Raw genomic sequence first — 26,039 nt, 5'->3', positions numbered from 1 at the left:
GAAAAGCTTAAAGCTACAAAATGCCTGATGTAGTTTGTATGAATTTTTTTATAACTTCATCAAATTCTTACATAGATATACAACAAACGCTATCAGCCAAATATTTAACAATGAATAAAACGCTACTCAAAAAGACCTCTTTATGCATATTCTTTTCTTGCATAGTAACTTTAGTTTCTGCCCAAATTACGATACAGGGAAAGATTTTAAATGCCGAAACCAAACAGCCTGTTGAAAATGCAAGTGTATATTTTAATAATACCCAAATTGGTGCAACAAGCGATGAGAAAGGGCAGTTTAAATTATACACCAAAAGGCTTTATAGCGACCTGGTGATTTCTGCTATTGGCTACGAAAGTAAAACCGTTAATACCAGTGCTAACCTTACCAATTACACCATTTTGCTAAAAGAAAAAATCAATAGCCTTATGGAAGTAACGGTAAGTACCGGTAAAAACGACTGGAACAAATGGGGAGATCTTTTTTCGATGCTTTTATTGGGTAACAATCCGTTTAATCGGCGTAATTGTAAAATAATGAATCCGAACGACATTAAATTTTATTATGATGAGGATAAACAATACCTGGAAGTAATAGCTGAAAAGCCGATTCTGATCAAAAATAGTGCTATGGACTGCCTCGTGCATCTGGATATTTATGAGTTTGGTTATCACTTTACCGATGATAACCTTACCTACAGCTCTTACGCTTATTATGATGGTTTTGGCAATAAACCAAATAAAAGCAGACAATTAGCGATCAAGGTTAATTATTTAGGATCAAGGATGCATTTTTATAGAAGCTTGTATGCAAATACGCTCGAAAAAGAAAACTTTCAAGTGTACCGTTATACCGCTGTAAAGAATATAGAGCGGGAAAATGTTTTTAGAGCTGTGCAACAATATAGAGCGGCTAAAATGGCGGCTGGGCGAACTGGCAATGCGTTACTTAAATTATCAGATAACCCTGATTCGGCCTCGTATTATAAAAAAGTATTGATGCAAAGCAGCATTTTAAAGTGGGATACCACGAGGGTGGATTACAAACAGTTTTTGAGCTTCGATAGCCTAAATCACAAAATGACGTTCAAGTTTAATGATACACTTATGGTGGTATATAAACGAAATCATAACATGCTGGGAGGTTTGACCATGTTGCGTTTGGGTGCAATTAAAGAGTTATCAACTGTGGACCTAAAAACACTGTTACATTTAACTGATAAAGAAGGTGTAGTGATAGATCCTATGGGATACGTAACACCAAACTGGTTATTGATGACCGGGGATATGGGAAACAGGAGGCTCGCTGAACAACTTCCTTACGATTTTATATATAGCCCTTAGCCCGGCGGAACCGCGCTTTTTAAATCCATCACGAATTAGAGGTCTAGGTATATTGCATTTATTTTTTATAACTTCATAAAAAAATCTAATTATGCAATACACCATTTACATTATAGCTGTGGTAGGATTTATCATCCTGCTGAGCTCCTTTGTTACTGTTAAACAGGGAACCATTGCGGTGGTAACCGTTTTCGGTAAATACCGCCGCCAGTTAAGACCAGGCTTAAACTTTAAAATTCCATTAATAGAGCAGATTTATTCTCGTATTTCCATTCAAAACCGCTCGGTTGAGCTATCCTTTCAAGCGGTAACGCAAGATCAGGCCAATGTATATTTTAAGGCCATGCTATTGTATTCTGTGGTGAACCAGGATGAGGAAACAATTAAAAATGTAGCTTTTAAGTTTGTAGATGCAACCAACTTAATGCAGGCATTAATCAGAACCATCGAAGGTTCGATTAGGGCATATGTGGCCACACAAAAGCAGGCAAATGTTTTGGCACAACGTAATGAAATTGTGCTTCATGTGAAGGAACAGATTGATCAGGTTTTAGACGGATGGGGTTACCATCTTCAGGATCTTCAATTGAATGATATTACTTTTGATGAAGAAATTATGCGTTCGATGAGTCGCGTGGTAGCTTCAAACAACTTAAAAGCAGCGGCTGAGAATGAAGGTCAGGCCTTATTGATTACCAAAACCAAAGCTGCCGAAGCGGATGGTAATGCTATCAAAATTGCGGCTACTGCCGAGCGTGAGGCTGCACAGTTGCGCGGGCAGGGTATTGCTTTATTCCGTGCCGAGGTTGCGCATGGGATGAGTAAAGCCGCTCAGGAAATGGAACAAGCCAATCTGGATATTTCGGTAATCTTATTTACCATGTGGACGGAATCGATTAAACACTTTGCAGAGAATGGTGATGGAAACGTGATTTTCCTTGATGGAAGCAGTGAAGGCATGAACAGGACCATGAAAGAAATGATGGCCATGCAGTTAAACAAACAGACTGAGCCAACGGCGAAGAAGGGGTAATTCTTTAGTGCTGTCAGATGTTACCATCTGACAGTTAATATAAATAAAAAGATAAATGTCATTCAGTGTCGGATAGAAATATCCGACACCACGAGAAAATTGCCTTTAGAGTTGTCAACTTTCTAGCAAATTGGTTATTAAAGTTGACAACTCTGAAATCCAATTATAAAAAAGGCCGCTTTAGTTTTGCTAAAGCGGCCTTTTTGTTGAATATATTTCTTTTTAGTTATTCTTTGGCATCACGCCTAAGTTCATCACATAGTTGCCAGATTGCTGCATAAAATCGCCCATTACTTTTAACGATTCATCTTCAATAAAATCGAAAGCATCTTGCTTGGTAATCTTATCTCCTTTTTTAATGGCAGGCAAGCCTCTCAGCGCTCTTAATTCATTCTGTCTGGCAAGTGTTTTAGCTTCCTGCGCATCGCGCTCGGCTTTAAGTTTTGCTTCATTTAAAGTTACAGAAACTTCAGTATCGCGTTTTTTAAGATCCGCAATATCTTGTTTCAGGTATTTAAAATCCAATGAATTTGCAATACGCTGTTCGCTATTTTTGATTAACTGTGCTTTAACAGGAGTCAGATTTGCAACCGGTTTAAAGCTTGAGCTTGGAATAACGTCCCATGGTAATGCTGATGATTCAGTATCTTCACCAATTTTATCCATCGGATAAACTGAAGGGAAAACAACATCAGGTGTTACACCTTTATGCTGCGTGCTGCTTCCTGCTACACGGTAAAATTTAGCCATGGTTAGGTTAATCTGTCCTAAATTAATATCAGCCGGATTTGCTCCGCTTGGGGATGTACCAACTGTTTTATCTTTAGAAATTAATCCGGCCACCCTTTGCAACATACTTGGGTTTACCAGTTTGTTTAAATCGATAGAAGACTGAACGGTACCTTTACCATAGGTTTGGCTACCCATAATAATACCACGTCCATAATCTTGTATTGCTCCGGCAAAGATTTCAGATGCTGACGCGCTTAAACGGTCTACCATCACGCCAAAAGGGCCATCCCAGGCTACACCGCTGTTTTCATCTTCATCTACTTCAATTTTACCGCGTAAATCTTTTACCTGAACAACAGGTCCTTTATCGATAAATAAACCCGTTAATGAAATGGCTTCAACTAGTGAACCTCCACCGTTTCCGCGTAAATCCATTACAATGGCATTTACCTTATCGTAAGTTTTTAAGGAGTCGATTAATTTTCTAACATCACGGGTGGTGCTTTTGTAGTTTTTATCACCTGCATTAGCCGCTTTAAAATCAGCATAAAAGGCTGGAAGGGTGATAATGCCGATTTTATAATCTTTACCATTGCTATTAATGGTTTTAACTTTTTTCTTGGCCGATGTTTCTTCTAAAACAATTTTATCGCGAACTAGATCGATAATTACCGGTTTAGACGACATTTCTTTTCCAACTGGGATTACTTTTAAACGCACCTTGGTTCCTTTCGGACCTTTAATTTTAGATACGGTGTTATCCAATCTCCAGCCTACCACATCTACAAATTCTCCATCACCCTGGGCTACGGCAATAATGCGGTCGCCAGCACTTAGTTGTTTGCCTTTAAATGCAGGTCCGCCAGCAATAATTTCAGAAATTTTAACGACTTCGTTTTCTAATTGTAAACGGGCACCAATGCCTTCGAAAGAACGAGACATATCTTCGTTAAATGCTGCTGCATTGGTTGGGTTAAAATAATTGGTATGTGGATCAATAGATTCAGTAAAGGCATCCATCAAAATCTGGAAAACATCCTGATTATTGGTTTTTGAAGTCTGCGATTGTAGGTTCTGGTAACGCTTAGTTAAGGTTTCTACGTTCTTGGCTTCGGCAGTGCCAGCCAGATTTAAATTAATCAGTTCATATTTAATACGTTTTTTCCAGGTATCGTTTAAGGCCGCTGAAGAAGTTGCCCAAGGCTGTTTCTCCCTGTCGTAAACATAGCTGTCGGTTTGATTAAAATCGTATTTGGTTTTAATCTGCGCTAAAGAATAGGTGAAATATTCGTTTAACCTTTTGGCATAAACGTTATAGATGAAAAACGGGCCACTTAGATCGCCATTTTTGAAATCATCATCTAAAGTATATCTGTATTTTTCAAATTCCTTGATATCTGAAGCCAAAAAGTAATTTTTGCCCTGATCCAGCGACTTGATATACTTATCTAAAATAATCGAAGATATAGAATCGTTGATCTGAATTTTTTTATAATTATAACTCTCGATCAAATTGACAACCTCTTTTATCACAAGTTGTTGCTGCTCGTCTGGTTTCACATTGGTAACACCCTCAACCATTGGCTGAGTTTTAGGTGCAGCATGACAAGCAAGTACTGCCGCAGTAAAAATTACAAAAAATATTCTCTTTAACATCTCTTTAAATGATTTAAAATCCATTTCCAATTCTATATAGCCAATATGATACCATTTTAGCAAAAAAACAAAAAAGAGACAGCATTATTACCGTCTCTTGTTAAAACTTTATCAAATCTAACTAAAAGCTTTTTATTTAACAATTTCTTATGTAGAACGTTGCGCGTTATTTTTTGTTTTGATTGACACTCAAAATTTGACCAATTACAGACCTTTAAAGCCTATATGATGGGTAATGTAGTAAGATTTACGGGAAAATAAATATTTAAATTAGCTAGGATTTACCTTTTTGCTGGTGGTTTTGCTGGCAATCATTTCTCTGGCATCTTTGATTTGTGCCTTGTATTGCGTGCTTTTGATAGAGTTGGCCAGCCATTCAGCCGATTTCAGGTCTCTCAGTGCAAGGGTAAAATCTTTCTTTTTAATTTTAACCTGAACAATGCCTAAAATGGATTCAATGTAAGAATTATTGCTTTTTAACTGTTTTGCCAGAATACCTTGTTGGGTGTAAAACCACATGGATTGGGTGTACTTGGTATTGGCCAGGTAAACTTTGCCCAAAAGATTATACGTGTTCATTACGCCTGCTCTGTTTCCAGTTTTAGAATAATTTTTTAACGCCACATTTAAAAGAATCTGCTCCGCATCCGTGAAACGGCCAAGTTGATAATGCATACTGCTCATCTTGATAACGGCCTGTCCGTACCTGTTGAAGTTTTTTACGGCATTATATTCGAAAGCTGCTTTGCCAAATAAGGTGAGGGCTTCATTGTAATCGCCTTTTCGCTCTAAGTCTTCTGCTTCCTCAAAAAAAGAATTGCCGTCTTCCAAATCAAATTTAGATACTGCAATATTTATAGCACTACCATTAGGTTCTTGGATCTCAGATTTATCTATGTTTTGAGCTTGTAGTTGTAATGATGCAAAAAGGCCGATTAAAGCCAATACAATCTTGGTCATGCAACAAAAATAATACTTTAAATCTAATTTTAGCTAAATACCTGTAAATTAACATCAAAAGATGCCCAAACCATGTATGGATGCGAGTCGCAATGGTATACTTCGCCTGCAGCAGAAATGCCTACAATGCCTGCAAAGCCATCAAAAGCTTTCAGTTCGGCAAAGGATTTGTCTGATGCATCCTTTAAAGAAAATCCATCCGTAACACGGGTTACAATTTTGGCGGCTAAAGCACCGCTTACAATATCTTCGCCTACCCCGGTACAGGAGATACCTGCATATTGATTAGCGTAGTTGCCTGCCACGGTAGCAGAATCGCTTACGCGGCAAGGGATTTCGAACCCTTTTCCCCCGGTGGAGGTTGCTGCTGCTAAATTTCCATCTGCATCAAGTGCTACACAGCCTACGGTTCCTTTATTGTTTTTTTGGTTCAATTTAGCTTCGTATTCTGACTGGCGCTGCGCGGTAATCGGGTTGAAATATTCAAATCCATTTGCTCTTGCAAATTGTTGTGCGCCATCACCACTGAGTACCCGGTCATCATAAGGTAACAGGTGTTGTGCAATTTGTATCGGATTTTTAACCTCCTCTACATTAATGACGCCGCTAAATTTTTCAGTTTTACCATCCATTAAGGCTGCGCTTAACCTCACCTTTCCATCGCTTTGGATCTGCGAACCAATACCAGCGTTAAACAGCTCATTATCTTCCAGCAAAGCAACCGTATAAACCACGGTCTCTAATGCGGTATGTGTTTTTAGGTATTCGTGTCCGAGCGTAACAATCGAAGCTAATGCATCTTGTTTAGCTTTTTTTGTTTCCTGGTTGGTAGACGATTCGCTGAAAAAGCCGCCATGTATGATTAGTTTCATCTGCTAGATTTGAGTATTGAGACATTTAATAGGCTTAGGCCTTAAACCCTAAACCTTCCACCTTAAACCTTTTTAGGCTATCGGTACAACCTTTGGATGATGGATCACTAAACTATGGTCTGTTAAATCATAAACGTCGCCATCGCACATGACGTGTACCACCATGTTTTTAATGGAAACAGGTTGTCCCATTTCTACATCAGTTAAATTGGTGTCGGCCATATTACGTCCATCTACTAAAATCACCATACCTGAACCAATGGCTTCCATGGTATGGCCATCAGAGATGAAAAGTCCGGTATCTTCGCCGAGCCCAATGCCTAAAATACCAGGATTGCTGGCGGCGGCGTATAACAAACGACCAATTCTGCCGCGTTGAACAAAGTGTGTATCTACAATAACATCATCAATAAAACCTAATCCACCGGTAATTTTAACCTCTCCCTTAAGTAAGGCATCTTTACTGCTGCCCTGATAAATCATGTTTTTAGAACTTGCCGCGGCTCCAGCCGAAGTACCTGCAATAACCACAGGTTCATTTCTATATTTTTCTAACAGGATCTGGTGGATTTTTGTCCCGCCAAAAATTGAAGAAAGACGAAGCTGATCGCCACCGGTAAAGATAATGACCTCTGCGGCTTTGATACGTTCATAATTTTCATCTGAATTGGCTTCTTCGCGATTGGTAATATTAAGTACCCCAACATTATGTACATCTAATTGTGCATAAGCCTTGATATACTCTTCGCCTACTTTTTCGGGCATTAATGATGCTGTGGTGATGATCTCGAAGCGAGATTGGGTATCTCTTAATGATTCTGTAGTAATCCGTTTTAAAATTCCACGCTCAAAAAAATTCATGTTATCAGGCAGTCCAAATTGCGTTTCTGCGAAGCTACCTGTATTTATTGCGCCACCAATGATGATGAGTTTACCTTTCGGAACCATTCGTTGTGTATTATAATTGTATCAAAAAACCCAAATATATAGGCTTAAGATAAAAAACACGACTTTTTTTGTCAAGAATATTCAATTTATTAACAAAAGTTAAAATATTATAACATAAAATTAACGGTCTTGTGCTTGAAAGTAAAACAAATAGGCGTTAAAATTGATTTAGGTAAATGGGACGTCTAATTTCAAAATAAATGCATAATTTACAGTCATCAATTTCATTCTAAAAATTGAGTTAAAAAGGTCATCCCAAACGCTTGTTTAAATAAAAAACGAACAAAACATTACATGAAGATATCAAACATACAAGTATTAAGAGGGCCAAATATATGGTCAATTAGCCGGAAAAAATTAATCCAGATGCGCTTAGATCTGGAAGATTTAGAGCAAAAGCCAACCAACGTGATTGAAGGGTTTAGTGAACGGATAGAAAAATTGTTGCCCAGCATGTTTACACACCGCTGTTCTAAAGGCGTAGAAGGCGGGTTTTTTACACGGGTGAAAGAAGGAACATGGATGGGGCATGTAATTGAACACATTGCTTTAGAAATCCAAACACTGGCCGGAATGGAAACTGGCTTTGGCAGAACACGTCAAACTAAAACGGAAGGTATTTATAATGTGGTATTCAGTTATCTGGAAGAAAAAGTTGGTGTTTATGCTGCTGAAGCTGCAGTTAAGATTGCCGAAGCCCTGATTAATAACGTAGAGTACGATTTAGAGCACGATATCCGCAGGATGAAAGAAATCCGCGAGCTGGAAGCATTGGGGCCAAGTACAGGCTCTATTGTGGAAGAAGCCGTTAGCAGAAGTATTCCCTGGATCAGGCTGAATAAAAGTTCGTTGGTACAATTGGGCTATGGTAAAAACCAGGTTCGCTTTAGGGCAACCATGACTGAAAAAACCAGTAGCATTGCCGTAGATATTGCCAGCAATAAGGAAGAAACAAAACGTTTACTTACCGAAGCGGCCATTCCGGTGGCTTCTGGGGTAACCATTTCAAATCCTGATGATCTGGAAGCATCCGTTAAAAAAGTTGGATTTCCTCTAGTTTTTAAACCACTTGATGGCAACCATGGTAAAGGTGCAACCATTAATGTGAAAACGATGGAAGATGCTGTTGCCGCTTTCGAATATGCCAAAACCTATTCGAGAAAGGTAATTATAGAAAAATTTATTACCGGATTCGATTTTCGTGTGCTGGTGATCGATCATAAAGTAATTGCTGCGGCACAACGCGATCCTGCGCATATTAAGGGGAATGGAATTCACACCATTCAGGAGTTAATCGATAAGGAGAATGAAGATCCACGTCGTGGTTATGGTCACGAAAATGTGTTAACAGAAATTGCTGTTGACCGTGATACTTTGGATTTGCTGGCCAAAAAAGAATATACTTTAGAAACCATTCCTGAAAAGGGAGAAGTGGTTTATCTAAAATCTACTGCAAATTTAAGTACTGGTGGAACATCTATCGATGTAACCGATATTGTACATCCACAGAATATTTTTATTTGTGAAAGGATTTCGAGGGTAATCGGATTGGATATTTGTGGTATTGATATTATGGCGCAGAATCTTACCCAACCCTTAACCGAAAATGGCGGGGTGGTTTTAGAGGTAAATGCAGCACCTGGATTTAGGATGCACCTGGCACCAAGTGAAGGTTTGCCTAGAAATGTAGCTGCGTCGGTTATTGATATGCTTTATCCGCAAGGAAAGTTATCACAAATCCCAATTATTGCGGTAACCGGAACAAACGGAAAAACCACTACCACGCGATTAATTGCGCACATTATCCGCAGCAATGGTAAACGCGTAGGTTTTACCACCAGTGATGGGGTATATGTGCACAATACCATGTTGATGAAGGGTGATACCACCGGACCGGTAAGTGCCGAGTTTATTTTAAAAGACCCGACAGTAGAGTTTGCCGTACTGGAAACTGCCCGGGGCGGAATTTTAAGAGCAGGGCTCGGATTTAATGCCTGTGATATTGGCGTAGTGACCAATATCCAGGAAGATCACCTGGGTATTTCTGATATCCACAATCTGGACGATTTAACGCGGGTTAAAGCTGTTGTGATTGGGGCAGTGCGCCGTAAAGGCTGGGCGGTATTAAATGCAGATAATGGTTATTGCGTTCGTATTGCCAAAGACGCCCGTTGTAATGTGGCTTATTTCAGCATGGATGAAAATAATCCTGTCGTTAAAGAACATTGTAGAAAAGGCGGTATCGCAGCTATTTATGAAAACGGATACATTACCATTAAAACCGGCGACTGGAAATTAAGGGTAGATAAAGCCACCCATATTCCTTTAACTTTCGGTGGGTCTGTAAACTTTATGATTCAGAATGTGCTTGCAGCAACGCTGGCAACCTATTTATGGGGCTATAAACCTGAGGATATCCGTTTATCGTTAGAAACATTTATTCCTTCAGCAGCCCATACACCGGGAAGGATGAATATTTTCAGGTTCAAAGATTTTAAAGTATTGGTCGATTTTGCACACAACCCGGATGGATTTAATGGCGTAAAAGGTTTCTTGCAAGGGGTTGAAGCTACTGAACATGTAGGTATTATTTCGGCAACAGGGGATAGAAGAGATGAAGATATTATCGAAACTGCCCGCATTTCTGCACAGATGTTTGATAAAATTTATGTTTGTCAGGAGAAATACCTCCGTGGCAGACAACAACAAGAACTGGTTGACCTGCTGGTGAAAGGCATTAAGGAAGTTGATCCGAATAAAGAAATCATCATCAACAATAAAAGTACTGAGTGTTTGCAGATTGCGATCGAAACCGCTAAAAAGGGTTCTTATTTAACAATTTTAAGTAACACCATCGATAATACAATTCAACGGGTTACCGAACACTTAGATCGGGAATTGGAATCTTAATATTAGAATAAACATTCGTCACCCTCAACCTAGCTTTAGCGAGGTCACTGAAGGTAATTTATTTTAGGGTCTTAAAAGTCTAGCAGGATAGATGCTGACCACGTAGTAGCTACAAGACAATTAAAAATAATACCTCTACTTGTAAAACAAGTTCAGCATGACGGTATACTATAAAAAAAGCTCCTTCGATTAATTAATCGAAGGAGCTTTTTCCGTTTTTATATTTAATTCACCTATGCCTGCGCATCACGTAATCTTTTAATTTCATCATGAGATGTTCTTAGCGATGCTTTTTGGTCTGAAATTAAATCTCTGATATTTGAAGGAATACCTTCTTCCTCCAGTGCCATTTTGTATGCATTTTGAGCAGCATCTTCGCCAAACTCACAATTGTTTAAAACGGTTTTACGATCATGACCAGTAAATAATGCTTTAACATCCATCCAGGCCCTGTAAATTTTACCCGAATTGGTCGTTCCTGTTTCAATATCTTCGCCCAATGCCGCTACCTCAGTAGCCAAAGCCATTTTATATTTTTGACTTTCGCCTATCATATTTAAAAATAAGGTCTTTAAATCAGCGTCTCCGTCTTTTAATTCCTGACGCGCTTTTTCATAACCTTCAATACGGTCGTTATTAATTTGAATGAGGTCGTTTAATGTCTCTGCTGTTGCTGTTGTCGTTTTCATGTTTTTTATTTTTATAGTTTCGATGTTATATAAGCAACATGGCCAATTAAAAAAAGGTTTGTCATTTTTTTAATTGTCTACAACAACAAGCTATATCAGCTCATTATGATGATCTACCTGAATGGTGGTGGATTAATTATTTTTTTGAAAAATATTGCGCCAGCTTTTCTTTTACAAAACGCCTGACACGGGTTACCATATTGCCTTTCCGTTTAATCAAAAAGCTTTTGATGGCTTTGTAAGCTATGGGATCTTCAGCTATTACGGTTGGAAATTCGACAATTGGTTTGGGGTTGATAATGACATTATAGATGTCGTTTATTCCTGAGTGTACACCTGTGCCATCATGCCCAATATTGTTCACGAGTGATTGCGATGGATTAAGTGTGATGCCTCCTTTTAGAAAGATAGAAGCATACCATCTTATGGCCCAACTGTTGTTTTTCCCTTTCTTAAACTCCTGCATCTGTTTCCAGAAATTCATTTTATTATCGATGGAAAATGCCGTTCTTTTCTTTTTATCAAACTGTTTTATCAGAACGTCAATATCGGGTTCGAAGTTTTTCCATGCCCTTCCCCATGTGGCCCAGCCCCAGCTTGTGGCTGCCCTGTAGAAAAAAGATTGCGAAAGTTTATCTGATTTTAAGGGATACATGTAGGCTCCAATATGCATTACCTTTTCCTCTTCGCGGTAATGATTTAAAGCATTGTTGAAATAGGCTAAAGTATGTGGAGAGGTAACGAGGTCATCTTCAAAAACAATTACCTGATCGTGTTCTGCTATTAATTGGCTTACACCTGCAATTACCGAATTGGCTAAGCCTGCATTGGCCTTACTTTCGATTACCTTAACCGATTTAAAACCTTCGGCTTTTTTAATAATCTTTCTTACCACAGCAACTTTTTCTTCATCCTGCACGGTTTTGGCACCATCGGAAAAGATATACAGATGACTTTGTGCAGCCAATTCATTTTGTTGCAGGAATTGTAACGTACGCTCGGTATGCTGCGGACGGTTATATACGAAAAGTGCTATTGGGGCAAGGTTTTGCATTTGTTTTACGATTGAAGCTTTATAGGGTTAACCATAATAATAAGTTGGCTACACCTTTTACCATATAAGAAATTTAAGGTTCATATAAGTTAAAGCAAAAATATACTAATAAATTGATTCATATATCTCGTTTACATATGTTTTTTGGCCTTCCGAAAAGATATGTAAACAATTAAAATTTATCATTAGTCCGAGTGGTAGCCTTAGTAATTTCATATAAGTTAGTAGCTGGGCCACATGGATTGGTGCAATATTTTCAACAGCTTTAAACTCAACTACCAGAGCATCTTCAATTAATAAGTCACACCTTAGTTCTGAATCAATCAATAATCCTTTATAATCTATTGGGACTGTTAACTCTGATTTGAAATTTATATTTCTGATTTCCAATTCGTGAATCATGCATTTATGATAAGTGCATTCTAAAAGCCCTGGACCTAATGTTCTGTGAACCTCAATGGCTGCTCCGTTTACCTTGTAAACTAAGTCCTTTAAGTAATTTCTAGTTAATAACATTCCTTGTATTTATTAAATAATTAACTAGGGATGTATTTTTAACAGAATTTAATTTCTATTGCAATATATTGAATTTAAAGTTTGTAGTGGGAGCTATTACACTTATATTTTCTTCTATTTCTTATATGGTTCAAATGGCCACAATGAAATTTCAATTATTAAGATAACATATCCAGTTACGGTTTCACCACATAAGGGGTTTAAGGTTCATATAAGTATAGGCATTAACAAACTACTCTTGTCTTTTCTTTCCAAACCAATTACACAAGGTTTTTTTACCCGGTATTCAAGTTCTATTCTTATGTTTTTAGCATATGTTTTGGCACTTTCTATTATTGAACTAAAGTTTGTAGTTGGAGCTATTACACTTATATTTTCTTCTATTTCTTATATGGTTCAAATGGCCACAATGAAATTCCAATATTAAGATAACAGTATATTCAGTTACGGCTTACACCTTATAAGAAGTTTAAGGTTCATATAAGTTTGGTTAGATCTTCGCCTCTATACGCTCATTTAATCACTAAAATATATGTAAGTTATGGTCAGATTTTTTGGTTAGCACGGTATAGGCATTAGCAAATTGCTCTTGCTTTTTCTTCCCAAACCAGTTACCTAAAGTCTTTTTGATCCGGTATTCTAGCTCGATTTTTAAGTTTTTAGCAAACGTTTTTGGTGCTTTTCTATTGATAAACTCATTAAACTTTACCGTTTCTGGCGCAGTCATTGATACTTTATCTTCTAAAATTTCTAAACCTTCACTCTGCAACAAAAACCTTAATGAAGTAGGCGTGTACATGTTAATGTGCCCGTAATCCAGAAAATGTTTCATTCTACGGTCTACACCGAAACGATAATCTTTAGGTACTTCTACTACAATATATTTGGCTACTCTTTTCAATTCACGGATCAGGATCCTTTCGTGTTCTACATGTTCTAAAACGTGCGCAAGAATAATCAAATCAAAAGTATCATCTTCATAAGGAATTTTGTATCCATCAAAAGTCTGCGCTTCTTTTAAACTAGCAAGGTTACGGTCTTTTATAATGTCGACACCACTTTGCGCAATTTCTAAAGCATACAATTCTGGTGTGAAATGCCATTCATTTAAAAAATGTAAAATACTGCCATCTCCGGCGCCAACCTCGAGCACTTTTTTAGGTTTTAATCCTTTGCAAACATCAATAATGTTTTGTGCTTTATATTTTGCACCGAGCATTCTCCATGCTACATCACTATTGGTATAAAAATTATCGTAGGCCGTTTTTACTTCTTCGCTTAACATGATGCGTACTGATTTAAATACCTAAACAATTATCCTGCTTGTAAAAAACTGAGGTTGCTTTTTCGTAAAAAAGACCTGGTGAAATCCCACTGAAACTGATTTCTTTAAACCCCTGAGCCTTTAAAAGCACACGGGCAGGATTATACACTTCACGCTCACTATCATCCAAAACCAATACACCATTTGCTGATAATGCTGCTACACTATACTTGCAACAGTTTACACGATCACGCCCATCAACAATAATAATGTCGAACTTTTTATCAAGCAAGGTTGCTTTTTTAGCATATTCTCCATCTTTTTCCAATTGGCAAAAGATCATTTCGGCATTGGCCGGACTTGTATTTTTAACTTTATCAAACCAGCCTTTATCATGCTCTACAGAAGTTACCGATCCAGCCCTTTCGGCATAAAAAATAGTAGAGCTGCCAGAGCCATACTCGAAAATATGCTGTGTTTTGTTAATACGTTCTTTAATAAAATCGATAAACGAATAGGTTACCCAAGGCAATGCTTTTCCCTGACCGTCTACTGCCTGTTTTTTATCAAAAGCCGTGAACCAGCCAATGCTGTTCAGGTAGCCCTTATGTCCGTATGATAATAATGCCTTAAGCCTGCCTGGCTTAGCAATTAATGTGGTTAATGCTTTAAGAGTACTCAACGTTTAAATATTTTTTGAAATGCGGTGACCAAAAATAATGATTTTAACATCATTATACCCTGTTGTCTTGTTTTAGGGATTAATAAAAGATAAAATGTAGATACAAAGCAGGCTATTAGGGTAGCAACTGATGCTCCTACACCGCCATATTTTGGAATTAACCAAAGATTTAGCAGAATATTGACTATAGCACCTGCGGCTGTTCTATAAAATGAGATTTTTGTAAAGCCCTCGGCAACTAAATACTGAGAACTTGCAGTACCCAGAAATACAAAAATCCCCGACCAGATATGAATGGAAAGCATGGGGCCAGCGCCATCATATTTGCCTCTGTAAATAAGGTGAATAATATCTGCAGCAAAAAAGCTGATAAATAAAGCAACAGGTAAACTTATAAAAATTAGTAGATCGTAAAGGTTTTTAAGCCGCTTTTGATAACGGTCCAGATCTGTTTTTCGGGCATTTAATAAAGCAGGGAATACAGAGGTAACAATTGCAACCGGAATGAAATACCATGCCTCGCTGAGGTTTTGTGCAGAACTGTAAATCCCAATGGCTTTACTGCCAATGCTTTTTAGCATCACCACGTCTATCTTCATGTAAATGGAAACCATTACCGCCGAAAGGATGAGCGGCGATGATTTTCTTAATAAGGATTTCGCCCGTTGTTTGTCAAAACTCCAGTTGAAAATACTAAAGCCTCGTTTCTGATAAACAATTATCAGGCCTGCTGCCAAGATCAATCCTTCTAAAACATATGCGAAGACAATATAGATTAAGGGAAGCGACAAAACAATGATAGCTACTTTAATTATTGAAATTGTAACCAGACATACATTCTGGACCTGTACAACGTATTTGGATTGTACTTGAGACTGAAAGTATGCATCAATAACATTAAATGATTTAAAAAAAGATGCGAAAGCAAGTAGACCAATAAGTAAGGTTAAGGGAGTACCGGGATTTGATGATAAATTGTGGCTGATTAAGTAAATACCAATTGCAATAGGAATAAGCAAGCCGTTTGTAACTATTCTGAGCCATAATGAAGTCCCCAGAATTTCATCACGCTTATTCGGCTCCTGAATAATTTCACGGATAATGAAAGTATCAAGTCCTAAGGCGCCTACTGCAGCAAGTATTGCCACCAAAGACAATCCAAAACTTAAATCTCCAAATAAAATAGGACCTAGGTAGCTTGTAATTAGTACGTTTACAATAAGGCTGAGCCCCTTGCCAAATATGACCCATCCCGTATTTTTTAAATACTTGTTAAATGCTTCTTCGTCAAAACCTTTTATGGCGGGTAATTTCATTAACGCAAAGATGTAAAAAAATGTGCGTTAAGTTAGATAGGCCAAATTCAAAATATTTTAATGCGTTACTTACATGAAGTATGTCCTATTATTTCCCTTCACTCTTGGTCTCCAGTGCTTTTGTTTCTGAAGTTTTAGTGTCAGGAACTGGAACAGGTGTCGTAGTTACAGCCTGCGCAGGTTTGCTATTTAAGGGTGCACCAACAGCAATATCGCACCTATGGTTAGGCTGTCCATGAGGTGGGTTCAAGCCCTTGCCTGTTTTTATCGCTACCGTTTGCTTTACTGCAGGCTGTGTGGTCACGATCTGGGTGGGTTTGCTATCTAAAGGGGCGCCAATCGCAATATCACATCTGTGGCCCGGTTCTCCATGTTTAGGATTTAATTTTTTGCCTGAGGTATTTACTGCAGGTGGTGCCGGAACAGTTACGGGTTGCGGACTAACACTCTTTTGTGGTTGAACTGCCGCTGTTTGGTTTAATGGTGCACCAACCGCTAGCGCGCAGGTATGCCCGGCATCGCCATGTGGTGGATTAAAAATAAGGTTGGTTTTGGCGTTTTGTGCTGCGGGTTGAACAGCATTGCTTTTCTGGAGGCCTTGTATCCCGGTAGGTGTTGGAATAACCGCTTGAGCAGTTTCTTTCTTTTCGCTATTGCAGGCGCAAAGTATAGTTAATGCGAATAAGTAAAAAGCAGTTTTCATGGCGATGAATTTAGTATACTCAAATATGGTGAAATTAATTTACGCCTAAAAACTCTTTTCTATTCTTTCTAACTGTTTGAGGTGGTGTTTTAAATGAATTTCAATAAATCTTAGCCATTGCCGGGCATTTAAGTAGCCTAGCCGCGGGTGTTTTGTTTTACAATCGGCTTGTGCATGGGCAATTGCAGGGTAATTATCATCAAGCCCTTTTTCAAACTCTAAAATAAAATCGAGCGCTTCTGTTTTGCTGATTTTTTTTACCCTTTCGGCCAGTCTTTTCGGAACTTTATACTTTTTTGACGGTGGTAAGGTACCTAAAACCAAAATCAGTTTTACAATAAAATGCGTGGCTTTGTTTTCGCCTTTACCGCTTGCCGCGCGTTCGAGTGCAATTAAGGAGAGCAGGCTTGAATCGAAAATATGCGAATATACTTCACTGTAGCTCCAGCCATCAATGGGTGGCGTGGTTTGAAAAATATCCTCATCATAGTGAGATAATTTCGATTTATAGGCATCGACAATTTTATGTATCGATGCCTTTATTTTTGCAGCCTTCATTCAATAAAGATAAGCCGATTTACTGCTTCTCCAAATATTTTAAGAAGTCGTCCTTATTAGATGAAAAAACAAAAATATCAGATAAGCTAAAATAGTTCTGTGGGTCGGCAACGGTTTTGTAAAGATTCTTGGCTACTTTCAAACGTTCGTCATCAAAGGCGAAGGATTTTAATAGCAACCTGGCCTGAGCACTTAACAGTGAGGCATTTTTACTCACCACATTGATCATTCTTGTTCTGCCATCATCAAAACTTTCTTTTTTGTATTGGTTTAAAAAAGTCTGAAAAGCCTCCTCAGAGAGTAATCTATAATTGAAATCAGGTTGTGGTTGAACTGGTGGAACAATACCGGTATTATAATCTCCGGTATAACCGTCAAAATCGTTTAAGGCATATTGTCTGTTGCGATAGATATTTAGCTGTTTTAAAGTAGTTAACCTTTTATCTTCAAAACTTAGTACAAGCCTTTGTTGTGGAATAACCTTAATTCTCTGTTTTAGTACGACGGTATTGCCCTGAATAATAGATAACATGGGTGCTGAATTGTATACATTATAAAAACGGAACCTGCCATTGGCTGACCCAACCAGTTCTTCATCTAAATATACATTATACTTGCCTGGGTTAACGATTTGCAGAAATACTTCGGCAGCACTGCGGTTGTTTTGAGCGAAAGTTAGGGTAGCAAAAAGCATTGCCAATCCTAAAAAGATGGTTTTTTTCATCATAATAAAGATTTCATTTGTGTGTGTATTGAGCTATTGCCAAACAAATGCCAAAATGAAACAAAAAAGGAGTAAGGCTAAAAAAGTTTTAATAATTCTTCCAGGTGAACGATTTCCCTTTTAACATCTTCGGGCTTTTTTTTCTGTAAAGGATTAAAAAATATAGCCTCCATACCAAAGTTTAATGCACCATAAATATCGGCTTCGAGGCTATCGCCGATCATAATACTTTCTGCTTTTAAAGCTTTGGCCTTATCCAGCGCATATTCGAAAATAATAGGATTGGGTTTGTTTACACCCACATCTTCTGAGATAATTACATTTTCGAAATATGGATTAAGATTCGAAAGGTTCATTTTGGTTAAGGTTGTTTCCTTAAAGCCGTTAGAAATAATATGCAGGGTATATTTTTGCTGCAGATAGCCCAAAACATTTTCAGCCCCTTCGAACAAATTAGTTTTAGTGGGTGAAATATTTACATAATCATCTTCAAACTGATGAGGTACCGCATCGGGATGAACACCCAGTTGAATAAACGTTTTGTTGAACCGCTCCGATCTTAAAAAATCTTTGGTGATTTTTCCTAAATGGTAATCGGCCCATAACTGATGGTTATTTTCGGTATATGTGGTGATAAAATCGGCACATGATTTTAAACCCAGCTCATCTAATTTGTAGGTTTGGTAGAGCTCATTTAACGTTTCTTCGGCATTACGGTCAAAATCCCAAATGGTGTGGTCAAGGTCGAAGAAAATGTGCTTTTTCATGAGTGATGATTTTCACAAAGGTAGCCTAATGATCTTTTGATTTATAGATAATCGGCAACTTTTGCGTTTAACTCTTCAATAAGTTCCTGATCCATGTATTGATAATCATCAGAGATATGGAGTGTAATTATTTCCTTTTCACCGGTTTCTTCGGGAAAACGTTCTATGATTCTTCGCTTATGTTTTTTCTCCATCACAAAAATGAGATCTGCCCAGATTATCAATTTTGCATTGATTTTAATTCTGGCCGAGGGCGCTGTTCCTGCTGATCTGACCTCGTGTTCAGGATGGCTTTTATAGATGTTTTCGGCAGTGGCGCTACGCCATTTATTTCTACTGCATATAAAGAGGATGTTCACTTAATTGTTTTATAAGGAGGTTTAGCTTTGGACTAAAGACTCTTGACTAAGGACTCTAGACTAAGGACTTCAGACTGAGGACTAAAAATTAAACTTTCTCTCCGTATGCCAGATCACCAGCATCGCCAAGCCCAGGCACGATGTAAGATTTACTGGTCATTTCTTCATCAATGGCACCAAGCCAAAGTTTTGCTTTGGGCAGATTAGCGCGCACATGGGCAACACCTTCTGTACTGGCTATTGCGGCAACAATATGAAGTTCTGCAACTTTATAACGGTTGATCAGTTCTTTACAGCACATTACCATACTTTGTCCGGTAGCCAACATTGGGTCGGCCATAATTAATACCTTACCTTCCAAATCCGGTGTAGAAATGTAATCCATTTGAATCACAAAATCACCACTCTTTTTTACTTTGCGATAAGCTGAAATGAAACAGCAATCGGCTTTGTCGAAGATGTTAAGCAAACCTTGTTGAAGCGGTAAGCCTGCCCGGAGTATCGTAGCCAAAACAGGCTGCTGAGTTAAAACTTCGCAAGGTGATACACCTAATGGGGTTACAATTTCTTTGCTCGTGTATTGAAGTGATTTACTGATCTCATAGGCAAAAAACTCCCCAAGCCTTTCCATGTTTTTGCGGAAACGCATCGAATCTTTCTGGATGTTTTCATCCCGAAGTTCGGCAATAAAGGTATTGGCGATAGTTTTCGTCTTGCTTACATCAAAGATCATCATATTTGTTTTCCGGTATCTTAATGATTTATCCCAGCGGGAGATTTAATCACTAAATTTAATCATTTTAAGCCGAATAATTTAAACTAAAATCAATTTCCGGCGTAATTCAGCATTTCTCCAAACAGCGATTTTAATTTTTTGTATTTGGCATTTGCCGACAGGCTTTTTAGGTTCCAGCTGCTATAAAAGGTACCGTTTACCACCTTCACTGCATCGATATATTGGCGCACTGTTTTAACCGCTGCTTCGTGTGTTAAAAATTGAAGAATATGATCGGTGAGGCAATAAGAATTAACGATTAAAGGCGTTACTTTTTCAAGCTGAAGATCATACCAGCTAAATGGTGTACAGGTGCCGGCCCTAAAGCCCAATACATTGCTGTAGCCCATAGAATAATCGGAAGTAATGCCAGAATTGAGAATGTTTAAATAACAGATGGGGAATTTTAAAACTTCCAGTTGTTGACTGCTTACCGGAACGGGGTTTGGATGAATTTTTTTGAGCTTGACCAAGCCTTCCTTAATCTCGAACATTTTTTCCTTATCGCTTGCGCAAGGTCTTAATAATCCAACTGATTGGCCGCTAAGTGTTTTTGAAATACCATTTATCTTAATGTAATTGATGGGTACATCAGGGAAATCGACAAAATAAAGGGGGGTACTCTTTTTTAAAGAAAATAGCTGGCTCACCTCAGCTAAAACCTGTTCATTGTTAATGCCTATTCCTGTTAGCCTGTCAAATTTCGAACTCAAATAATTGTTTTCTTTTTTAAAGAGCGCACTGAAAATAAATTTGGTTCTATTTAATAATCCCTCAGGTAAGTTGGGCAATATATTGAAATGTATGGTTGGTTGGTGTTGAAATTTCTTTTCATGAAACTTAAAATGCGGATGTTTTTTTTTGATCAGACTTTTAATGATCAATGCCCATTCATCAATAACCGGTTTATCTAAAATCTTCCATTTGTGCTGGTAGCTTTTTGATGGCTTAAAATCTTCTTCGTTTTTTTTGGGATAAAAATATTCTTCATAACGGCTTAATATAAAAAAAGAGGCTGCAAAAACATCGAAAGGTAAGGCCGATTGAGCAACCGGAAATGGAGCCTGATACTCGCCAAAAGAGATCGTTTTGGGTTTAATTTCTTCTAATTTGTTGGAAAAGAGTAAAGCGGTGCTTTTAAAGAAAAGTTCTTCGCCTAAAGGCTCCTCGCCATAACTGATTTTGACGTGGTTGCTTTCTAGAAAATATTGGCTATTGCCCGTAAATTCTAATTCTGCTTTAAGAATATCTTTAAAAATAAAGTTAAAGATATATTTTATCCGAGGCGTTAATATGTTGGAGAAGATGATTAGATGCATAACTTATTTTAACAACACGGTATTTAAAAAAAGATTACAAGAAATATTTCTCAGCAGATATTAACTTCAATAATATTGCTTCTAAAATTAACGGTAATTTAACATTGAACCGTTATCTAATACAAAAATTACAATTAAAAGTTTGCGGTGAACTTTTTTTCAGGGTAAAGGATTTTGGTGCTTTTACGGATGGTGCCTTTTACAATATGTACAATGCTCATCTGATCGTCAAACATATCGTATAAAATAGAATTACTCACCTCAACCGATTTTATAGACGAAATTTTCTCCACTTCAAGATAAATATTAGTAGCCTCATGGTCGATCTCAAATCCGATGTAGTTCATGGCAACAGCTTTACCATTGGCTTTTAGCTGTAAATGAGCAAGCAGGTATTTTTTTACCAGTTCGTCCATCGCGCTTTTCATATTCGGATTGCTCAGATCGGTTTTCTGTTTATATAATTTGGCTAAAATGGCCTCAAAGTCGTCTGAAAAGATTTTACAGCTTACTTCTAAAGTTTTATCCTTTGCATTAAAGTTTACTTCAGTTGTGCTTACATGCAAGGGATGTTTTATTCCTGCGCCGACAGCAAAAAAAGCAACACACAAAAGCAAAAGGCTATATTTTAATTTACGCATTAACATATTTAAATCTTTCCTTAAAAAAGTTAAGGCAGCAAAGTTAACAGATAATCATCTATTTGTTAAATGTAATTAAGGTGTTGTGCCCGCATTGTTCTAAATGTAAGTGTCTGAAATTTAAGCTGGCGAATATTTTACTGAGTTTTTTGTGGGATGGATGAACATGGCTAAGTTTAATATTAAAATTTTCATTGAGCCAATAACTCGTTTGAATGGCTAATTTTCTAAAACCCGATTCTTTTGCCAGTTCTTCTTTGTGATATTTCTCATTGTTGACCACTATAAAACCGTAGCCATTTTTTTTGATTAAATTGTAGATGCATTTTGCAAAGCGGTAATCATTGATACAGTAATACCAACATATGCGATTAAAGATTATATCGAACTTGCCCTGGGCTTCCTCTAAATAACCCAACGAAAAATTTATAACCATATTTTCTTCCTTAGCTTTAGCTTTTGCTATGGTTAAATAATTCCGGCTAATGTCGTGCCAGGTCACTTTTGCTCCCCTCCTGGCAAATTCAATACTGTATTGTCCCGGACCGGCACCAAGATCGAGTAAAGTTTTGTCTTCGAAATCGCCCAGGTGGGTTTTTATAGCATCAATTACTTTGCTGTCGATTTTTTGGTATTCATTTGCTGCATATTTTTCTGCAAAAGCTTTTGGAACCGGATCGAAACCTTTCTCAGGTTTTTGTAAATAATATTTAAGCCAAAGCATAGTGTTGAATAAAAGACCAATAGTTTTACCAAGTTACCGCATTGGCCAGGTATATTAAACAACAATTTTGTTTACAACTGTAAACCCAGTTATTTACGACAAAACTTCGTCAAAAAGCATTAAATGAGTTAAAAATTGGTAACAAATTTGGTATTTAGGGTTTTTTTGAAGGATATTTCGGGTTTTTGTAATTAAAAATATAATTTTAGCTATTGTAAACTATTTCATTCTCAATAGTTAGCTTATTATTCATGCCGCTACAGGATTTTATCTTTTATTTTAAATTGGGTTGGGCGCACATTATCAGTGCCGATGCTTTAGATCATCAGCTGTTTGTGTTAGCCCTGGTTGCTATTTACAGTTATGTCAATTTAAAACAAGTACTTATACTGGTTACAGCCTTTACCATTGGCCATTCATTTACCTTACTTTTAAGTGTACTGGATATCATCAGGTTTGATAGTAAATGGGTAGAATTCTTAATTCCCTGTACCATTGTCATTACTGCGATCAGCAATTTGTTTAGAAAGAATTTTTCTTTAAAATCAATCAAGATCAATTATTTCCTGGCGCTGGGCTTTGGACTTATTCACGGAATGGGCTTTGCCAACTCCATCCGGATAATGCTGGCCAAAGATCAGAACATTGGCTGGGGGCTATTTGGTTTTAATGTAGGTTTAGAGGCCGGACAGATTTTTATGGTGATTATCATCTTACTGATTACCTTTTTAATTTTTAACTATACCCGCATCAAACGTATGAGCTGGGTTTTATTTATATCAGCAGCCGTATTTAGCCTGGCTTTAAAAATGGCTTTAGAACGAATTCCTTTTTAATAAACCGTATAATGAATAAACTATTTACTTTAACCGGCCTGCTATTCTTTTCTGCTAGTGTAGCTATGGCTCAAAATACCCAGAATAACCCGGGGAGTAACCATGGGAATAAATTTGAGCAGTTAGGCACCATTTTACCAACACCTAATGAACAACGTACCGCCAGCGGAGCGCCAGGAGTTAAATACTGGCAGCAACGTGCCGATTACAACATTAAATGTGAGCTGGATGAAAAAAATCTGTTGTTAACCGGATCTGAAACGATTACTTATACCAACAATTCTCCCGATCCTTTAACTTATGTCTGGTTGCAGCTTGATGAAAACGAGCATAGCACAGATAGAAATGCCAATTATCAGGATGCAACTAAAATGCCTGCCACGGGAACGACTAAAAACTTAGATCAGTTAAGTGCAACAGGCAACAACGGTTATGGAATAAATATTACCAAATTAACCGATGCAACCGGTAAAAACTTACCATACACGGTTAACAAAACCATGATGAGGGTTGATTTACCTGTAGCGCTGAGAAGTGGTCAAAAATTTATCTTCAACATCGATTGGAACTATAAAATTTCTGACCGGATGAGTGTAGGTGGCCGTGGAGGTTATGAGTTTTTTCCAACAGACGGAAATTACCTGTTTACCATGACGCAGTGGTACCCACGCTTATGTGTATACAGCGATTTTCAGGGATGGCAGAACCATCAGTTTACAGGTAGAGGCGAGTTTGCCTTAACCTTTGGCGATTTTAAAGTTCAAATGACAGTTCCGGCTGATCACCTCGTGGGATCAACAGGAGAGTGTATCAATTATAGCGCTGTTTTAAATCCTACACAATTAAGCAGGTATAATTCGGCCAAAACTGCAGCAGCACCTGTAGAAATCCAAACCTTGGCTGAGGCTAAAGCTGCAGAAACCAAAAAATCTACCGCTAAAAAAACCTGGGTTTTTAATGCGAATAATGTCCGCGATTTTGCCTGGACATCTTCCCGCAAGTTTATCTGGGATGCCATGCCTCAAAAAATTCAGGCCAATAACAACACGGTAATGTGTATGAGTTTTTATGGAAAAGAAGCATACAATCTTTACAGCAAGTTTTCTACCCGCGCGGTGGCACATACCATTAAAACCTATTCAGATTTTACTATCCCTTATCCTTATCCGGTTGCACAAAGTATCGAAGCCGCAAACGGAATGGAATATCCGATGATCTGTTTTAACTACGGCCGTACAGATACTGACGGAACATACAGCGAAAGCACTAAAAATGGCATGTTAGGTGTAATTATTCACGAGGTGGGACATAACTTCTTCCCTATGATTGTCAATAGTGATGAGCGCCAGTGGACCTGGATGGATGAAGGATTAAACTCTTTTGTGGAGTATTTAACCGAAGAGCTTTGGGATAACAAATTTCCAAGTAAAAAAGGGCCTGCATATACCATTGTTGATTATATGAAATTGCCAAAGGATGAACTGGAACCAATTATGACCAACTCTGAAAATATTACCCGTTTCGGTCCGAATGCCTATTCTAAACCTGCTACTGGTTTAAATATCCTTCGCGAAACCATCATGGGAAGAGAACTTTTCGATTATGCATTTAAAGAATACTCGAGAAGATGGGCCTTTAAACACCCTGAACCTGCTGATCTTTTCCGTACGATGGAAGATGCCAGTGGTGAAGATTTAGACTGGTTTTGGAGAGGTTGGTTTTATGGAACCGATCCATGCGACATATCATTAGATAGCGTAAAATTTGCGAAAGCCGATTTCCCGAAAGATTTACCGGAAGCCAAATCGAAAATGGTTAAAATTGATAAACCTGCTGTTAATGCCTTTGAGGATATTTCGAAAATCAGGAACCGTGAGGATAAGAAAATTAATTTTTATGTAGATAAAACGCCTGCAGCTCAAGATTTCTACTATAAATATGATAGGGGAATGGTTGCTGTTGATACCACTGTAGCTGTTAAAACGGAAACCGCTGCAACACAGGAAGCTGTTCCTTCAGCGGAGCAGGACAAATATGGAGATAAATTTCTTTACGAACTGAGTTTTAGCAATAAAGGAGGTTTAGTAATGCCTGTAATTGTTGAGTTTACCTATAAAGACGGAACAAAAGAAATAGACCGTATTCCGGCGCAGATTTGGAGACATAATGAATTGAAAACAGCTAAGTTTTATGTTAAAAATAAAGAAGTAGCCTCTATTTTAATCGATCCACTGCGCGAAACTGCAGATATCGATACCTCAAATAACAGCTGGGGTGGCAAGGCAAAAGAAAGCAAGTTTAAAGTATATAAAACCAAAGCTGGCGGAGCAGTAAGAGGCCAATCGGTTGGTAAAAACCCAATGCAAGCTGCTGCGGGTAAATAATCATGTCGCCATCCTAAGCGACCGCAGTGGAGAGATCTTTTAATATAGCTCAAAGATCTCTCCACTGCGCTTTGCTCCGGTCGAGATGACGCCGATTTTAGAATCTGTCAATCGTAGCTTGTCGAAAGGATTGAGAAATCCCCGTTGAATTTTTTCAATGGGGATTTTTATTGAGGTGTAATACTAAGAATCAACCTAGTAAATCAGAAGTTAAACTTTCGATTTACTAGGTTGATATGTCTTTAATCTATCTGAAAGGCTATCTGGGTATTGA

General features: G+C 37.8%; 24 protein-coding genes. 5 read left to right on the top strand and 19 right to left on the bottom strand.

All coding sequences use genetic code 11. The features are described from left to right. Positions 1–20: 20 nt before the first annotated feature. Positions 21–1,343 (top strand): hypothetical protein, encoded by a 1,323-nt coding sequence (locus CA265_19550; protein ARS41726.1) that lies wholly within the window; start codon positions 21–23, stop codon positions 1,341–1,343. 91 nt (positions 1,344–1,434) lie between these two features. Next, positions 1,435–2,376 carry a protease gene (locus CA265_19545; GenBank protein ARS41725.1) on the top strand — a complete coding sequence of 314 codons (942 nt, stop codon included), beginning with the start codon at positions 1,435–1,437 and terminating at the stop codon, positions 2,374–2,376. 222 nt (positions 2,377–2,598) lie between these two features. Here the strand turns inward: CA265_19545 and CA265_19540 are convergent, their stop codons facing one another. The 4 genes from CA265_19540 to CA265_19525 all read right to left on the bottom strand — a co-directional run bounded on the left by CA265_19540 (position 2,599) and on the right by CA265_19525 (position 7,544). After that, a complete protein-coding gene (locus CA265_19540; GenBank protein ARS43065.1) occupies positions 2,599–4,788 on the bottom strand; it encodes a tail-specific protease in 2,190 nt (729 codons plus the stop codon). A 246-nt stretch (positions 4,789–5,034) separates the two neighbouring features. Beyond that, positions 5,035–5,724 (bottom strand): hypothetical protein, encoded by a 690-nt coding sequence (locus CA265_19535; protein ARS41724.1) that lies wholly within the window; start codon positions 5,722–5,724, stop codon positions 5,035–5,037. A gap of 29 nt (positions 5,725–5,753) precedes the next feature. After that, positions 5,754–6,596 (bottom strand): asparaginase, encoded by an 843-nt coding sequence (locus CA265_19530; protein ID ARS41723.1) that lies wholly within the window; start codon positions 6,594–6,596, stop codon positions 5,754–5,756. A gap of 72 nt (positions 6,597–6,668) precedes the next feature. Then, on the bottom strand, positions 6,669–7,544 hold the full coding sequence (locus tag CA265_19525; GenBank protein ARS41722.1) for a cyanophycinase: 876 nt from the start codon (positions 7,542–7,544) through the stop codon (positions 6,669–6,671). 294 nt (positions 7,545–7,838) lie between these two features. Between CA265_19525 and CA265_19520 the strand changes: the two genes are divergently transcribed. Further along, a complete protein-coding gene (locus tag CA265_19520; GenBank protein ID ARS41721.1) occupies positions 7,839–10,454 on the top strand; it encodes a cyanophycin synthetase in 2,616 nt (871 codons plus the stop codon). 233 nt (positions 10,455–10,687) lie between these two features. Here the strand turns inward: CA265_19520 and CA265_19515 are convergent, their stop codons facing one another. From CA265_19515 to CA265_19445, 15 genes are all read right to left on the bottom strand, one after another. Beyond that, positions 10,688–11,143, bottom strand: coding sequence for an aldehyde dehydrogenase (locus CA265_19515; GenBank protein ID ARS41720.1), 456 nt, complete (start codon positions 11,141–11,143; stop codon positions 10,688–10,690). Positions 11,144–11,279: 136 nt separating this feature from the next. Beyond that, positions 11,280–12,197, bottom strand: coding sequence for a sugar transferase (locus CA265_19510; GenBank protein ID ARS41719.1), 918 nt, complete (start codon positions 12,195–12,197; stop codon positions 11,280–11,282). A gap of 105 nt (positions 12,198–12,302) precedes the next feature. Further along, positions 12,303–12,713, bottom strand: coding sequence for a GxxExxY protein (locus tag CA265_19505; GenBank protein ID ARS41718.1), 411 nt, complete (start codon positions 12,711–12,713; stop codon positions 12,303–12,305). A gap of 523 nt (positions 12,714–13,236) precedes the next feature. Continuing rightward, positions 13,237–13,998: a methyltransferase type 11 gene (locus CA265_19500; protein ARS41717.1), complete on the bottom strand. Its 762-nt coding sequence runs from the start codon at positions 13,996–13,998 to the stop codon at positions 13,237–13,239. Positions 13,999–14,011: 13 nt separating this feature from the next. Next, on the bottom strand, positions 14,012–14,659 hold the full coding sequence (locus CA265_19495; protein ARS41716.1) for an FkbM family methyltransferase: 648 nt from the start codon (positions 14,657–14,659) through the stop codon (positions 14,012–14,014). Next, positions 14,656–15,975 carry a polysaccharide biosynthesis protein gene (locus CA265_19490; GenBank protein ARS41715.1) on the bottom strand — a complete coding sequence of 440 codons (1,320 nt, stop codon included), beginning with the start codon at positions 15,973–15,975 and terminating at the stop codon, positions 14,656–14,658. The genes CA265_19495 and CA265_19490 overlap by 4 nt, the downstream gene beginning before the upstream one ends. 88 nt (positions 15,976–16,063) lie before the next feature. Then, a complete protein-coding gene (locus tag CA265_19485; protein ID ARS41714.1) occupies positions 16,064–16,678 on the bottom strand; it encodes a hypothetical protein in 615 nt (204 codons plus the stop codon). Positions 16,679–16,723: 45 nt separating this feature from the next. Next, positions 16,724–17,236: a hypothetical protein gene (locus CA265_19480; GenBank protein ARS41713.1), complete on the bottom strand. Its 513-nt coding sequence runs from the start codon at positions 17,234–17,236 to the stop codon at positions 16,724–16,726. A gap of 19 nt (positions 17,237–17,255) precedes the next feature. After that, positions 17,256–17,963 (bottom strand): hypothetical protein, encoded by a 708-nt coding sequence (locus tag CA265_19475; protein ARS41712.1) that lies wholly within the window; start codon positions 17,961–17,963, stop codon positions 17,256–17,258. Between the two features lie 74 nt (positions 17,964–18,037). After that, positions 18,038–18,727, bottom strand: a complete 690-nt coding sequence (locus CA265_19470; protein ARS41711.1) for a noncanonical pyrimidine nucleotidase, YjjG family — start codon at positions 18,725–18,727, stop codon at positions 18,038–18,040. Between the two features lie 41 nt (positions 18,728–18,768). Beyond that, positions 18,769–19,086, bottom strand: a complete 318-nt coding sequence (locus tag CA265_19465; protein ID ARS41710.1) for a protein tyrosine phosphatase — start codon at positions 19,084–19,086, stop codon at positions 18,769–18,771. 88 nt (positions 19,087–19,174) lie between these two features. Then, the gene (locus tag CA265_19460; protein ID ARS41709.1) at positions 19,175–19,819 is read right to left on the bottom strand and encodes a uracil phosphoribosyltransferase; all 645 of its coding nucleotides are present in this window, start codon (positions 19,817–19,819) and stop codon (positions 19,175–19,177) included. Positions 19,820–19,911: 92 nt separating this feature from the next. Beyond that, positions 19,912–21,180, bottom strand: a complete 1,269-nt coding sequence (locus CA265_19455) for a hypothetical protein (protein ID ARS41708.1) — start codon at positions 21,178–21,180, stop codon at positions 19,912–19,914. A gap of 134 nt (positions 21,181–21,314) precedes the next feature. Beyond that, positions 21,315–21,827 carry a hypothetical protein gene (locus tag CA265_19450; GenBank protein ID ARS41707.1) on the bottom strand — a complete coding sequence of 171 codons (513 nt, stop codon included), beginning with the start codon at positions 21,825–21,827 and terminating at the stop codon, positions 21,315–21,317. Positions 21,828–21,879: 52 nt separating this feature from the next. Next, positions 21,880–22,545: a hypothetical protein gene (locus CA265_19445; protein ARS41706.1), complete on the bottom strand. Its 666-nt coding sequence runs from the start codon at positions 22,543–22,545 to the stop codon at positions 21,880–21,882. A gap of 251 nt (positions 22,546–22,796) precedes the next feature. Here CA265_19445 and CA265_19440 point away from each other — a divergent pair, with 251 nt between their 5' ends. Then, complete coding sequence (locus CA265_19440) at positions 22,797–23,381, top strand: HupE / UreJ protein (GenBank protein ID ARS41705.1); 585 nt, start codon at positions 22,797–22,799, stop codon at positions 23,379–23,381. 11 nt (positions 23,382–23,392) lie between these two features. Next, positions 23,393–25,765 (top strand): aminopeptidase, encoded by a 2,373-nt coding sequence (locus CA265_19435; protein ID ARS41704.1) that lies wholly within the window; start codon positions 23,393–23,395, stop codon positions 25,763–25,765. The last annotated feature ends 274 nt before the right edge of the window (positions 25,766–26,039 follow it).

It is taken from the genome of Sphingobacteriaceae bacterium GW460-11-11-14-LB5, from assembly GCA_002151545.1.
Classification (GTDB): Bacteria; Bacteroidota; Bacteroidia; order Sphingobacteriales; family Sphingobacteriaceae; genus Pedobacter.
Note: the sequence above shows the minus strand (reverse complement) of the source record. Positions and strands in the feature narration are given on the sequence as shown.

Coding starts and splice junctions, on each gene's coding strand:
- CA265_19550 (ARS41726.1), top strand. CDS start 21: ATGCCTGATGTAGTTTGTATGAATTTTTTTATAACTTCATCAAATTCT.
- CA265_19545 (ARS41725.1), top strand. CDS start 1,435: ATGCAATACACCATTTACATTATAGCTGTGGTAGGATTTATCATCCTG.
- CA265_19540 (ARS43065.1), bottom strand. CDS start 4,788: ATGGATTTTAAATCATTTAAAGAGATGTTAAAGAGAATATTTTTTGTA.
- CA265_19535 (ARS41724.1), bottom strand. CDS start 5,724: ATGACCAAGATTGTATTGGCTTTAATCGGCCTTTTTGCATCATTACAA.
- CA265_19530 (ARS41723.1), bottom strand. CDS start 6,596: ATGAAACTAATCATACATGGCGGCTTTTTCAGCGAATCGTCTACCAAC.
- CA265_19525 (ARS41722.1), bottom strand. CDS start 7,544: ATGGTTCCGAAAGGTAAACTCATCATCATTGGTGGCGCAATAAATACA.
- CA265_19520 (ARS41721.1), top strand. CDS start 7,839: ATGAAGATATCAAACATACAAGTATTAAGAGGGCCAAATATATGGTCA.
- CA265_19515 (ARS41720.1), bottom strand. CDS start 11,143: ATGAAAACGACAACAGCAACAGCAGAGACATTAAACGACCTCATTCAA.
- CA265_19510 (ARS41719.1), bottom strand. CDS start 12,197: ATGCAAAACCTTGCCCCAATAGCACTTTTCGTATATAACCGTCCGCAG.
- CA265_19505 (ARS41718.1), bottom strand. CDS start 12,713: ATGTTATTAACTAGAAATTACTTAAAGGACTTAGTTTACAAGGTAAAC.
- CA265_19500 (ARS41717.1), bottom strand. CDS start 13,998: ATGTTAAGCGAAGAAGTAAAAACGGCCTACGATAATTTTTATACCAAT.
- CA265_19490 (ARS41715.1), bottom strand. CDS start 15,975: ATGAAATTACCCGCCATAAAAGGTTTTGACGAAGAAGCATTTAACAAG.
- CA265_19485 (ARS41714.1), bottom strand. CDS start 16,678: ATGAAAACTGCTTTTTACTTATTCGCATTAACTATACTTTGCGCCTGC.
- CA265_19480 (ARS41713.1), bottom strand. CDS start 17,236: ATGAAGGCTGCAAAAATAAAGGCATCGATACATAAAATTGTCGATGCC.
- CA265_19475 (ARS41712.1), bottom strand. CDS start 17,963: ATGATGAAAAAAACCATCTTTTTAGGATTGGCAATGCTTTTTGCTACC.
- CA265_19470 (ARS41711.1), bottom strand. CDS start 18,727: ATGAAAAAGCACATTTTCTTCGACCTTGACCACACCATTTGGGATTTT.
- CA265_19460 (ARS41709.1), bottom strand. CDS start 19,819: ATGATCTTTGATGTAAGCAAGACGAAAACTATCGCCAATACCTTTATT.
- CA265_19455 (ARS41708.1), bottom strand. CDS start 21,180: ATGCATCTAATCATCTTCTCCAACATATTAACGCCTCGGATAAAATAT.
- CA265_19450 (ARS41707.1), bottom strand. CDS start 21,827: ATGTTAATGCGTAAATTAAAATATAGCCTTTTGCTTTTGTGTGTTGCT.
- CA265_19445 (ARS41706.1), bottom strand. CDS start 22,545: ATGCTTTGGCTTAAATATTATTTACAAAAACCTGAGAAAGGTTTCGAT.
- CA265_19440 (ARS41705.1), top strand. CDS start 22,797: ATGCCGCTACAGGATTTTATCTTTTATTTTAAATTGGGTTGGGCGCAC.
- CA265_19435 (ARS41704.1), top strand. CDS start 23,393: ATGAATAAACTATTTACTTTAACCGGCCTGCTATTCTTTTCTGCTAGT.